At 35.9% G+C, this 11,515-nt stretch carries 15 protein-coding genes and 1 riboswitch; of the genes, 8 read left to right on the forward strand and 7 right to left on the reverse strand.

Features of this window, described 5'->3' with window-relative positions:
- Positions 1–202 precede the first annotated feature (202 nt).
- A complete protein-coding gene (locus AB8S09_RS14480) occupies positions 203–1,348 on the forward strand; it encodes an Acg family FMN-binding oxidoreductase (protein ID WP_369869397.1) in 1,146 nt (381 codons plus the stop codon).
- Between the two features lie 7 nt (positions 1,349–1,355).
- On the opposite strand, the gene AB8S09_RS14485 is transcribed toward AB8S09_RS14480, so the two are convergent.
- The gene (locus AB8S09_RS14485) at positions 1,356–1,898 is read right to left on the reverse strand and encodes an HXXEE domain-containing protein (RefSeq protein WP_369869398.1); all 543 of its coding nucleotides are present in this window, start codon (positions 1,896–1,898) and stop codon (positions 1,356–1,358) included.
- Between the two features lie 136 nt (positions 1,899–2,034).
- Here AB8S09_RS14485 and AB8S09_RS14490 point away from each other — a divergent pair, with 136 nt between their 5' ends.
- On the forward strand, positions 2,035–2,601 hold the full coding sequence (locus tag AB8S09_RS14490) for a TetR/AcrR family transcriptional regulator (RefSeq protein WP_369869399.1): 567 nt from the start codon (positions 2,035–2,037) through the stop codon (positions 2,599–2,601).
- A gap of 2 nt (positions 2,602–2,603) precedes the next feature.
- On the opposite strand, the gene AB8S09_RS14495 is transcribed toward AB8S09_RS14490, so the two are convergent.
- Positions 2,604–3,065, reverse strand: a complete 462-nt coding sequence (locus tag AB8S09_RS14495) for a MarR family winged helix-turn-helix transcriptional regulator (RefSeq protein WP_369869400.1) — start codon at positions 3,063–3,065, stop codon at positions 2,604–2,606.
- A gap of 19 nt (positions 3,066–3,084) precedes the next feature.
- On the reverse strand, positions 3,085–3,705 hold the full coding sequence (locus AB8S09_RS14500) for a class I SAM-dependent methyltransferase (RefSeq protein WP_369869401.1): 621 nt from the start codon (positions 3,703–3,705) through the stop codon (positions 3,085–3,087).
- A 347-nt stretch (positions 3,706–4,052) separates the two neighbouring features.
- Between AB8S09_RS14500 and AB8S09_RS14505 the strand changes: the two genes are divergently transcribed.
- Positions 4,053–4,598, forward strand: a complete 546-nt coding sequence (locus tag AB8S09_RS14505; RefSeq protein WP_369869402.1) for an OB-fold protein — start codon at positions 4,053–4,055, stop codon at positions 4,596–4,598.
- 128 nt (positions 4,599–4,726) lie between these two features.
- Here AB8S09_RS14505 and AB8S09_RS14510 read toward each other — a convergent pair whose 3' ends face one another.
- The 3 genes from AB8S09_RS14510 to AB8S09_RS14520 form a co-directional block, all read right to left on the reverse strand.
- A complete protein-coding gene (locus AB8S09_RS14510; protein ID WP_369869403.1) occupies positions 4,727–5,449 on the reverse strand; it encodes a DUF2812 domain-containing protein in 723 nt (240 codons plus the stop codon).
- A 260-nt stretch (positions 5,450–5,709) separates the two neighbouring features.
- The gene (locus AB8S09_RS14515) at positions 5,710–6,180 is read right to left on the reverse strand and encodes a hypothetical protein (protein ID WP_369869412.1); all 471 of its coding nucleotides are present in this window, start codon (positions 6,178–6,180) and stop codon (positions 5,710–5,712) included.
- Positions 6,086–6,346, reverse strand: coding sequence for a TetR/AcrR family transcriptional regulator (locus AB8S09_RS14520; protein WP_369869404.1), 261 nt, complete (start codon positions 6,344–6,346; stop codon positions 6,086–6,088). Before AB8S09_RS14520 ends, AB8S09_RS14515 begins: the two co-directional genes overlap by 95 nt.
- On the opposite strand from AB8S09_RS14520, the gene AB8S09_RS14525 reads away from it, so the two are divergent.
- Positions 6,248–6,916, forward strand: a complete 669-nt coding sequence (locus AB8S09_RS14525) for a 4Fe-4S binding protein (protein ID WP_369869410.1) — start codon at positions 6,248–6,250, stop codon at positions 6,914–6,916. The genes AB8S09_RS14520 and AB8S09_RS14525 overlap by 99 nt on opposite strands.
- Here AB8S09_RS14525 and AB8S09_RS14530 read toward each other — a convergent pair whose 3' ends face one another.
- Positions 6,917–7,234, reverse strand: a complete 318-nt coding sequence (locus AB8S09_RS14530; RefSeq protein WP_369869411.1) for a DMT family transporter — start codon at positions 7,232–7,234, stop codon at positions 6,917–6,919.
- Between the two features lie 59 nt (positions 7,235–7,293).
- A riboswitch (guanidine-I (ykkC/yxkD leader) is annotated at positions 7,294–7,397 on the reverse strand.
- A 250-nt stretch (positions 7,398–7,647) separates the two neighbouring features.
- Here AB8S09_RS14530 and AB8S09_RS14535 point away from each other — a divergent pair.
- The 4 genes from AB8S09_RS14535 to AB8S09_RS14550 all read left to right on the forward strand — a co-directional run bounded on the left by AB8S09_RS14535 (position 7,648) and on the right by AB8S09_RS14550 (position 11,401).
- A complete protein-coding gene (locus tag AB8S09_RS14535; RefSeq protein WP_369869405.1) occupies positions 7,648–8,574 on the forward strand; it encodes an ABC transporter ATP-binding protein in 927 nt (308 codons plus the stop codon).
- The gene (locus AB8S09_RS14540; RefSeq protein ID WP_294183278.1) at positions 8,571–9,524 is read left to right on the forward strand and encodes a DUF2705 family protein; all 954 of its coding nucleotides are present in this window, start codon (positions 8,571–8,573) and stop codon (positions 9,522–9,524) included. The genes AB8S09_RS14535 and AB8S09_RS14540 overlap by 4 nt, the downstream gene beginning before the upstream one ends.
- 75 nt (positions 9,525–9,599) lie before the next feature.
- Entirely contained in the window at positions 9,600–10,307 is a 708-nt protein-coding gene (locus tag AB8S09_RS14545) for a response regulator transcription factor (protein ID WP_369869406.1), read from the forward strand.
- A complete protein-coding gene (locus AB8S09_RS14550) occupies positions 10,304–11,401 on the forward strand; it encodes a sensor histidine kinase (protein ID WP_369869407.1) in 1,098 nt (365 codons plus the stop codon). The genes AB8S09_RS14545 and AB8S09_RS14550 overlap by 4 nt, the downstream gene beginning before the upstream one ends.
- Positions 11,402–11,515 lie beyond the last annotated feature (114 nt).

Raw genomic sequence — 11,515 nt, forward strand, 5'->3', positions numbered from 1 at the left:
TCAAAAAAATGCTATATGTCTATTTCATTTCAAGCACTTATGGAATATAAAAACCTGGAGTGTATAATACAATCAACAAAAAGAAAAGCTATATTGAGAATCATCACATGATCACATCAATACAATTTGTAAATGAGGAGAATTGTAAATAAATAGGAGAAAGTCAAATAAAAAAATAATCATAATATTCTCATGCATTGGAGTGCTATTTATTATTGCTTTTACATCTCTATTTCTTATAAGCGGTATTTTTGAACAGCCAGAGTATTTGAAGCCCTGGCAAAAAACTTATTCGCAAAAATTTGACGATCCGAGGGTACGTCTTGTATCCCATGGTCTATTGTCCTCGAATGGTCATAACATGCAGCCTTGGAAAATAAAACTTGATAAGAACAACCCAATGATATTTTATTTATATACCGACAGCAGACGACTAACACCTGAAGTGGATCCCAATGCACGACAGATGATGGTTACACAGGGAACCTTCCTTGAATATCTGAAAATAGCCGGAGATAAATTGGGGTATCAAACCACGATACACTTATTCCCCGAAGGTGATTATAACGAACAGGAATTATCAGAAAGCATGAAAACAAAACCTGCAGCAAAAATCATACTCACAAAAACCAATTCTCAAAACGACCCTCTTTACAATTTTATGTTTTTACCGGATACAAACAGAGAAAAATATCTTCCAACCAGGTTAACTTCCGGGCAGATCATGAAATTGGAAAATGTCAATATGGATAGTGACATCTCGATAAAAATTTTTCAGGATAAGAAAAACACCGGCAAACTCAATGACTATGCAATGCAGGGAGCGGACACTGAAGCAGGCGTAAATCGGGTTATGACGGAATCGGAAAATATCTTTCGTTCCAACGAGTATCAAAAAAATAAATATCGCTACGGCTTTTCTATGGAAGGGCAGGGTACCTCGGGAATCATGATGCATCTCATGCAGGGGCTGGTCACGGTTTTTCCATCAATGAACAGCGGAAAGGCTTCATCTGACAGGTTCATTCAGTCCACCCGCACATCAGTGGAAAACACCCCCGCCTACGCCATGATTATCACCGGAGACAACAGCCGCTCCAGCCAAGTCAGAAGCGGTATGCTTTATAGTAAATTAATATTGACAGCCCATCAGCTGGGGTTGACTGCACAGCCTCTAAGTCAGGTCCTGGAAGAATACCCCGAGATGAAAAATCCCTACAGCAGCATTCACCATGATTATGCCCCAAATGGAAAGACTATTCAAATGCTCTTTCGCTTAGGTAGACCCTCAAAAGAAGTTCCACAAAGCATGCGTCGTGATGTGATGGATTTAATCATACAAGAATAAGCTCATGTTATAGAGAATACTCTGCCAACAATCTGCTGAATTTTCCTATAGCATCGTGCAGTGTGACAAGCACAACAATCATCAATACAATTCCAAGAATACAGGAAAGAAATACTTTCACAAAACTGTATTTTAAAAGCAACTGGAAGACATACATGATATAAACACATACGGGCAGAAACAGGACGGAGGTAACCACTCCGGGAACATAGTGCTTGAATTCAATACACAGATAAAAATGTGCCAAAATGAAGTGCAGTGTAACAGCAAATAAAAATCCATACCAAATAAAATAACTGCTGAATATGCAGGACAACAGAGAAACAAGTGAAAGAATTACAAATTCGATTTCCACTCCAACTGACATTGCCGAAGTGCTCCAATAGTTTGTACCATTCAAGCCGAAGGGTTTCTTTCTCATTACAGAAGTATTCTCCTCAAGTTCCCTTTTAAATCTTTTGCTCCAGGCTTCAGCCATTACAATTTCTTCAAAATCATGAATCATAAACAATACAGGCAGCATCCACACAATTGCTTTTATATCATACATAAATCTTCTCCTCTCTATATGTCACACTTGTGCCTTGTTCTAATCTAGAGTATAATAATCTAAAATTATCATGCCAATAGAAATGGCTCAAACGCTACATTTGCAGCTGATTTGTGACATATTGGGAGAGTGAATTATGGCCTTAAAAAAGGAAAACCCCATAGCAGAAAAATCCAAGAGATGGATAATAGATGCACTTTTTGAAATCATGAAGAATAAACCCTACAATAAAATAACTATCAAGGAGATATCAGACAGAGCACTCCTTTCCAGGAGGACATTCTACCGCAACTTCAATTCAAAAGATGAAGTGCTGTCATTGAAAATGGAATATATATACAGGGAATATATTTCATACTTCAGCGGTGAACAAGATCTATCCTACAAAAATATCATACACATATACTTTAAATTCTGGAAGGATCACCTGGATTTTTTACTGGCACTGGATAAAAGTGATTTACTGTACCTCATGCTTCAGAAATTCAATGAATACCTGCCGCTGATATACAACCATTTTAAAGGACACCTTCATTTGTTCAAAAACAAGGAGCACCTAGAGTATGCCTTATATTTCAGCTCAGGAGGACTTTGGAATGTACTTTTGAAATGGATAGAGGAAGGTGCTCAAAAAAGCCCTGAAGAAATGGAACACATTCTCAGGGAAGCGCTTAAAAATGCAAATTTAACTATAATTGTCTGATCTTATTGGGATATACCTTTTCTTTTTAGATTATTCACTATTTTCTTTATAAGTTTCAGCAGCTCTTCCCTTTCCTCCCAGGTATCCAGGCATTCCATTATTTTAGCATAAAATTTTTTCTCAAATTCAACATGTTCTTTTTGTGCCAATATTCCCTCCCTGGTAAGCACCAATTTGTAGGAGCGCTTGTCCCTGCTGCTTATGGTCCTTTCAATGAGCCTTCGTTTTTCCAGTCTGTTTATCACACTTGTGAGGGTACTTTTAGGTATTTTTAAAATATCAACTATGTCCTTTATAATGACATCCTCTTTTTCCGAGATAATTCTCAAAACTCCTATTTCAACAGTGCTCAATCCGTGTATCCTTGAAAACTGAGATTCTACACTTTTATAGCCAGGCTCCATTATCATGGAGTGCCATATTCTGCTCAGTTCTTCAACCTGCTTCTTATATTTTTTATCCAAACAATCACCCCACAATTATTTAGGCAGATGCACTTATGACAAAACTTTTATAATTTATCTTTCTAAATTTAAAAGGTTTGAACCCACATGTCTCCAAAAGTTTTTTCATCTCTTTTGGAGAATATATTCTATAATCTCCATTATTACATATATGCAGCATAGAATTCAATACCTGCCTTATCAAAGGGGGAGCAGTAGGATCTCCTATGACCAGTTTTCCAGCTGGTTTCAAAACTCTCTTCATTTCCAGAAGCACTTTCTCAGGGTTGGGATAATGATGAAATGAGGCATTGCACAATACTATATCAAAACAATTATCCGGCCAGGGTATAAATTCTACATCCCCCACTTTTAGTAAAACGTCCTCGGGAAGATTTCTTCTGGCCACCTGAATCATTTTATCTGAAATATCAAGTCCACACAGCTGAAATTTTTTATTTTCATATAACCGTGACAGTATATTTCCGGTTCCACAACCCGCTTCCAACAAAATTCCACCTCCAAATTCATTTAACATTTCGACAACCTTATCATACATTTTGCTTACAAATCTTCCATCAGAACTCTGATCATAGTACTCTGCCTGTTTATTAAAATTTTTCCTGGAGTTTTCTTTAAAAACATCTTTATTGTACGGCATATAAATTCCTCCCATTTTAGTACCATATTAATAAAATACGTTATTCGTACTATATTGATATGCTACTACTTTTTGAATTCACTGTCAATCTTGAAGGATAACATATTCTAAGTGATGAGGACACTAAGAATACCGTTAATAAGGTTCAGGTGAAGAAAAGTATTTCTTATAGGCAAACTCCGCCTGGATCTAAGAACTTACTGACTTTAGTCACATGAAGTCTCAGGTTTATAGAATAAAAAATAAATACCAATAACTAGTACCTAAACCAAAAGTATTATATTGAATTATCCGTAAAACTAATGTATATTCATAATGATTTTAAAAAAGTGGAGGGATATTAATAAATGGGAAAAATGGTAAATTGTAAAGCATGTGGTAAAGAAATAGCAAAAGGTGTAAAAAAATGTCCTCATTGTGGTAAAGATCAGAGAAATTTTTTTATGAAACACAAAATAGTAACTCTTATTTTAGCAGTTGCAATATTAGGCAGCATCAGTTCTGCAATAGGTGGAAATAAAAACAGCACAGCTGCTCCAGACTCTACTCAAACGAAAAAAACAGAGGAGAAAAAAGTAGAAGCAATTAATGTTTCCGCCGTCGATTTAGCCGATGCCTATGAAAACAATGAAGTAAATGCTGATAAGGTTTACAAAGGAAAAACAATTTTAACAAATGGTACAATAAAAAATATTGGTGTCATTAATGGACAAACTTTTATTGTACTTTCATCAGGAAAGGATATTGCAGTAACGGATATTCAATGTTTCTTCAAGGAAAAATCAGAAATTGATAAGATAGCAAATTTTAAAAAAGGTGATACTGTAAAGATACAGGGAGTTGTAGACGGGAAATCAATGAATGTTGGAGTAAACAACTGTGTATTAAAGTAATTTCTATATTATCATCTTCAGTTTTCGTCTTCGCACTTATTATATAATACATAAAAAAATAGAATAATGAAAAGCACAGTAAATAACAATCTCTGTGCTTTTTTGCGTATACCTTTTTTAATCAGTTTTTATTTCACAAGACAGATGGACATCACTAACAAAATACATATGAAACAAAGTATATAGAATACAGCATTAGCTATATGTAAAAATTTAAATTTACTTAATAAAAATAGACCCACTAACAATAATGTCATAACTGTCAATAATGCATGGGCAATCTTATAATTCCCATTCTTGTTTTCCGTATCTCCGTTTGTCTTTAATTTGTTTATCTTAGAATAAAAAGACATACACGGAATCACTGTATAAACAGTAATTATAATCGATGGTATTAAAAAAGCAACAAAGATCCTTTTATATATATCAGGTATATAGCCATATTTGGAAAGTGATGCTAAAATAAAAAATAAGATAGTACATAGCGACGATGGTATCGCAATCTTTTTCATCATTTCATACTGACCCATATATTTTTCCGATTCAGTATCATTGTCGGTATATATTGGTTTTGTCCCTTCAGATGCACTAAATATATGACCTGTATTTCCTATAGAACATACATAAGACCATCCAGCTTCTTTAAAGTACAAAAAATATTCTTTATCCGGGTTGTCTCTATAATCAAGAGAATATTTTAACTGCTGTGGTTCAGATTTTTTTAGTTTATATCCCCAAATACCAAATTTATACAGAATCCATCCTTTCCTGGCATAAGACGACAGCATTTCCATATCCTCATTTTCTGCCGAAGCCAAACTTTTGCTCATGACATACTTCGTATTAAACATATTTTATAAAATCTCCTCACCATTAAATACTTTTCCGACAATTTTAATCATTTACGTTATTCTCAATCATTGATTAAACTATATCATTAAATGATATATCCGTCAATAAAATATGCTCTGAGCAGAGATCTTCACCTCATGTCACTAAATTTCACTTTCAATTTTTTCTATCAGTGACTGGTTTTTTAAATTTCGTACCATAAAAGCTGAAATAATAAGCTGGATAAAAAGTAAAACCGCTGTAAAAATATCAACCTATTTTATAAATTGATTTTTTCTTTCAATATTCGTTCTACAGCAGACAGATAATCTCCTTCAAAAACCACGTTATTGGACACCAGTATTGATGCCAAACCTTCCACCACAGACCACATAACAAATATGTCAATACCATAATCGTCAGATGAAACATGATTATCTGTCAATTTCTCTCTTGCGGCAGCCTGCAGAATTGAAAAAGGCAGAAAGTCATCACATAATATTTTTGTATCAGTAATTCGCATATGAAAGCTGGGCTGTGAAAAAAGGAAATGATGATATGCTGGATTTTCCACAAAGTAACATATATAACTTTTCCCCAACTCAATCAATACCTCATTCTTGTTTCCACATCGTGATCTGGCATTCTGCAAGTATTCAGCCAGAGAATTGGTAACATGTGCCTGCATGGCTGCAATCAAAATCATCCTTATTTTTAAAATGCTTATAAGGTGCTGAATGGCTGACTCCACACCTTTCGGCAACCTTGCGAAGCGAAAACCCATCAGCTCCCTTTTCATTAATTAATTCTATTCCTGCATCTATCATGGCAATACTGCAAAGATTGCATGGGCCGTGGGAAAAACGCTGAATTGTAATACAGTAACGATGAAACAGGCTGAAAAGTTGAATCTTCAAGAATATAAATTTATAGGATTGGGTTCGGGTATTTATTTTACATCCCATCATCCCAAATTAATAGAACTTGCCAGACAAATAGAGTCCTGGCAAAAAGTGTTTTTATTTTCTACCCACGGTTCACCGTTTCTCGGAAAATACCATAACAGTCTGAAAAATGTGCTGAAAATGCATACTATTGAAATAATCGGTGAATTTTCCTGTCCCGGTTATGACTGTACAGGACCGTATATTCTCTGCGGCGGCGGAAACAAAGGAAAGCCAAATGAAAGTGATCAGAGACGTGCAAGTATCTTTGCAGCTAAATTGTTCCCTCAATATTACAAAGACACCGGGACAGTGAAAAATGGAAAATATGTGGAAGTCAGGGCATCTGAATGCATTGGCTGTGGTAAGTGCACAGAAACATGCCCCATGAAAGATGGCAAATCTACAGTCATCAACGCGATGGACTGTATACACTGCAGTTTGTGTATACAAAATTGTCCTGTAAAAGCCATATCAGTTCAGCATTCATGGAAAGAAGCCATTGCCATTGCCAGGCGGCACTTCAGGAGAAGTTCTCTATAGTTATGAAGATACAAGCTTTAATCCCAGTATACCCACCATTATAAATCCAATACAAATTATCCTAATCATATCAATGGGCTCTTTAAATAATATTATACCTAAGAGTACAGTACCAATAGTTCCAATTCCTGTCCAAATTGCATATGCTGTACCCAGTGGAAGGCTCTTTAGTGCCAATGATAAAAAATAGAAACTTCCTATCATACCTGCTGCTGTAAACATACTTGGTATAGGTTTTGTAAATCCCTGCGAATATTTCAACGCTATCGCCCACCAAATTTCTAATAAACCTGCAATTAATAACATTAGCCATTTCATAATTTTCACTCTCCCCATAAATATAAAAAATAAAAAAGCCACGGTCGATATTATGAAATATCTCCCGGGCTTTTATCCCTCCGTGAACACAGTAAACTGTGTGTTTCATCTTAGACCTGACCAGTTATAAATTTCAAACTGCGGAACCTTATAAAACTTAAAGCGGTTTTAATATTTTATTTATATAAAAATACTAACAAAAAATAAATGTTTAGTCAATATGCACTTCAATCTTCCAGAAATTTAGCATATAAAATTTTTTAAGGCTTCAACTATAACCATCAGAAAATGATTTTTAAGAGTTTAAGCTCCATTTACTGTCCATTTACCTTCTGTTTACTTTCGCTTTTTATAATCTTATTAAAATACAGATAAGGTATTTTGAATTTGGCACAGAAAGGACAGTTATATATATGAATAAAAAAACAGTTGTGGAATTAAAACACGTATCAAAAAAAATCGGCAAAAAGGAAATTATTCATGACCTGTCGTTTACAATTCCAGCCGGAGAAATATTCGGATTTCTAGGGCCCAATGGAGCAGGCAAAACTACCACTATCCGTATGATTACGGGACTGATAAAAATAACCGAAGGAGATATTTTTATTAAAGGATACAGCATTACAACCGACTTTAAAAAAGCAATTCAGAATGTTGGCGGTATTGTTGAAAATCCAGATTTATATAGATATCTTACGGGTTATCAAAATTTAAAGCACTATGCCAGAATGTCACCCGGCATCAGCAAAAAACGTATTTATGAAATGGCTGAAATTGTCGGACTCAAAGACAAAATGCAGGACAAAGTACGAACTTATTCACTTGGTATGCGTCAGAGGCTTGGGCTTGCACAGGCACTATTACACCGTCCATCTCTCGTGATACTGGATGAACCAACAAACGGACTTGATCCGGAGGGAATCCACGAGCTGCGTAACTATCTAAAGAAAATAGCTCATGAGGAAGGTGCTGCAGTTATGGTATCAAGCCATTTGCTCTCAGAAATGCAGTTGATGTGTGACAGAGTGGGTGTTTTGCAGCACGGAAAGTTAGTAACTATCCAGCGTATAGATGATTTTGTCAAATCCGACGGTTCAATACAGGTGGAACTTATTGTAAGTACCTCACAAATTGCACAGACGAAAAATTTACTTCACACCATGCGGAAAAATGTACTTTCTTCCAGTCCAGCCGGACATATTATAATTCAGATGACAAAAGAGGAAATTCCGTCAGTGAACAAACATTTAATGAAATGCGGAATTGAAATTTATAGTATTCAGATTAAAGAAGAAACTCTGGAAGACAAATTTTTGGAAATTACGGAGGAACAGAAATGATCAATTTAGTGAAAAATGAGTTAATGAAAATATTCAGCGGCCGATTGACAAAAATCCTTTTCCTTTTACTGATTATTGTCGCTGTCAGTTTTTCAGTCTTTGCAAAAATCGCAATAAATAAGGAAACTGCAGGGAATTGGAGAACGGGACAGGAGCAAATTATAGAAAAAAATAATGGACGTTTACAGGTTGCAGATCTATCACCACAGTTGCAGGCAGAGGCGAAAAATAAAGTGGCAATTGCCGAGTACCGTTTAAAAAACAATATAGCCCCACAAGAAAATAACCTCTGGTATACGTTACTGCACTCATCGGGGTTGTTTGAATGGGTTGTCATTTTTACAATTATTATTGCTGCCAACATCGTTGCAAGAGAATATACGGATGGAACAATGAAGCTGTTATTGATTCGCCCACACGGCCGGGGTGCAGTTCTATTTTCAAAATACGCAGCAGTTGTCATATATGCTGTATTTTCACTGATACTCACCATAGGGGCAGCATATATAACCATTGATATCTTATATGGCTTTGGAAACGGAATACGCACTCTTGGAGCGGCAGAGCTTTTTATCAATTCACAAGGACAGATAGAATCATTAAATATTTTCAGGCAGTGTGTAAAAATGTATTGTCTGGATATTTTCCCAATTATGAGCTATGTGACCATTTCCTTTGCTGTCTCAACCATTTTGAAAAGCAGTGCAGTAGCGGTTGGCAGCTCTCTTCTGCTTATGATTTTAGGAAATTCAATGATTGAAGCCACATCAAAGCTGGCATGGCTGAAATTTCTTCCCTTTGCAAACAGCGACATGAGTTTGTATATCTTTCATTTACAGCCGCGGGAAGAAATGACAATAGGCTTTTCGGTATCTGTATTGCTGATATATATAATTGTTTTATTTGGTGCCAGCTTTGCAATATTTAAAAAACGGGATGTATCTATCTAATGACTGCTTTTTCAATCTGTTATATAATGAAAATTAAAGTGCAGGAAATGCAGAAAGGGGATATAACAGGTGACTATGCAGAGAATACTACTTGTTGATGATGAACTTGGAATCATAAAAATGCTGAAAACCATCTTGCACAAAGAAGGTTACACAAACATCGACAGTGCTTCAACAGGGAAAGAAACTATGACAAAAATCATGAAAAATACCTATGATTTAATTGTACTGGATGTTATGCTGCCGGATATTGATGGCTTCAAGCTGTGTCAGAAAATCCGCCAGCATACATTTGTGCCAATTCTCTTTCTCACTGCCCGAACCGGTGATTTAGACAAATTAACAGGCCTCGGTATAGGCGGAGATGATTATATTACTAAGCCCTTCAATCCTCTAGAAGTTGTTGCAAGAATCAACGTACAGTTCAGGAGGATGGAACAGTACCGGCAAAATTCAATGAACCAGGAAATCTATCATTTCGGCACTGTCACTGTAAATAAGAAAGAAGCAAAACTTCTTGTGGATAACAGGGAAATAAGCTGTCCGGCGAAAGAATTTGAATTGCTGCTGTTTTTAGTGGAACACCCAAATCAGGTGTTTACTGCCGGACAGTTATATGAAAATGTATGGGGGTATGAAAGTATGGGAGATGAACAAACTGTAAAAGTGCATATTAACCGATTACGTAAAAAAGTGGAACCAGACTTGAAGAATCCCTCTTACATTATAAATATCCGTGGAATCGGATATAAATTCTCATTTTCGGAGGGTGGGCAAATATGAAAGTAAATCTTACCAATGGACGTTTGACAGTCCGTTTTACCATCAATTTCATAGTACATCAGATTCTTCTGTGGTTATTAATGGGGATCCCGGGGATTTACTGGATGTTGGTACTAAAACACCAGTCGCAGAATGAGACAGAAATTGCAATTCTTGCCTGGATGACAATTTTTATCGGATTGTCTTACTGTCTGTTCTATGGTTATTATGTTGCACGCCCTCTAGTGGATATTTTAATGAATATACAAAGACTGTCAAGGGGTGAATATCTGGGCTTACCCGGAAAGAAAATACGTTTGAGTTTCTTCTCAAAAAGACTTTACAGAGAAGTGTATGATAATCTGAAAACATTGTCTGATATTTTACAGCATAACGAGAAAAAGCGAAAAGAATTTGATGAAATGCGCCGAACCTGGGCGGCTGGAATTACACATGACTTAAAAACACCGCTATCCTATATTTCAGGGTATACGGATATGCTTTTATCCGATAAACACAAATGGAGTCTGGAAGAAAAGAAAGAGTTTCTACAGATTATCAGCGAGAAATCTGCTCATATAGAGGAACTTATCAACGATCTGGGTATGGCATTCCGTATGGATGAATTTACAGGCATAAAGATGAATCTCCAAAAGATAGAATTGTCGGAATTGGTTCGAAGAGTGACGGCAGAAACGGCAAATATGCCCATTGCAAAGAAAAATCATTTTGAAATGATAGGGGAAGGAAAAAAGTTATTCGTTTCGGGCGATACTGAATTACTGAAAAGGGCATTTTCAAATCTGTTAGTAAATGCAGTAGTGCACAACCCGGAAGATACATCAGTCACTGTGAAATTAAGCCGTGAATCTTATATTGAAGTAGAAATCTGTGATAATGGCAGCGGAATGAATAAGTATGATATAAATCACATGTTTGACCGCTACTACAGAGGTACCTCTACGGATTCTCCAACAGGAAGTACAGGACTGGGCATGACCATTGTAAAACAGATTATTACTGCCCACCATGGAACTATCAGTGTAAAAAGCAAGATAAACTGCGGCACAAAAATAACTGTTAAACTTCCTCCTTATTATAAAACAGAAAAATAAAGCTGCAGTAAAATAGGAATTTTTACAGCAGCCCCATTAAATAAAACCAGACTTGTTTTCCAGTTTTAATTATTTTGTTACTTCAACCTTTGCCAGCTTCTCATAGAACTTTAT

The sequence above is a fragment of the Clostridium lapidicellarium genome, from assembly GCF_041224415.1.
In the GTDB taxonomy this organism is placed as follows: domain Bacteria; phylum Bacillota; class Clostridia; order Clostridiales; family Clostridiaceae; genus Clostridium_B; species Clostridium_B lapidicellarium.

What these genes read in the sequence shown, in the direction of transcription:
- AB8S09_RS14505 (WP_369869402.1), top strand. Translation starts at nt 4,053, where the DNA reads ATGGGAAAAATGGTAAATTGTAAAGCATGTGGTAAAGAAATAGCAAAA.
- AB8S09_RS14550 (WP_369869407.1), top strand. Translation starts at nt 10,304, where the DNA reads ATGAAAGTAAATCTTACCAATGGACGTTTGACAGTCCGTTTTACCATC.
- AB8S09_RS14535 (WP_369869405.1), top strand. Translation starts at nt 7,648, where the DNA reads ATGAATAAAAAAACAGTTGTGGAATTAAAACACGTATCAAAAAAAATC.
- AB8S09_RS14490 (WP_369869399.1), top strand. Translation starts at nt 2,035, where the DNA reads ATGGCCTTAAAAAAGGAAAACCCCATAGCAGAAAAATCCAAGAGATGG.
- AB8S09_RS14510 (WP_369869403.1), bottom strand. Translation starts at nt 5,449, where the DNA reads ATGTTTAATACGAAGTATGTCATGAGCAAAAGTTTGGCTTCGGCAGAA.
- AB8S09_RS14500 (WP_369869401.1), bottom strand. Translation starts at nt 3,705, where the DNA reads ATGCCGTACAATAAAGATGTTTTTAAAGAAAACTCCAGGAAAAATTTT.
- AB8S09_RS14545 (WP_369869406.1), top strand. Translation starts at nt 9,600, where the DNA reads ATGCAGAGAATACTACTTGTTGATGATGAACTTGGAATCATAAAAATG.
- AB8S09_RS14485 (WP_369869398.1), bottom strand. Translation starts at nt 1,898, where the DNA reads ATGTATGATATAAAAGCAATTGTGTGGATGCTGCCTGTATTGTTTATG.
- AB8S09_RS14540 (WP_294183278.1), top strand. Translation starts at nt 8,571, where the DNA reads ATGATCAATTTAGTGAAAAATGAGTTAATGAAAATATTCAGCGGCCGA.
- AB8S09_RS14530 (WP_369869411.1), bottom strand. Translation starts at nt 7,234, where the DNA reads ATGAAATGGCTAATGTTATTAATTGCAGGTTTATTAGAAATTTGGTGG.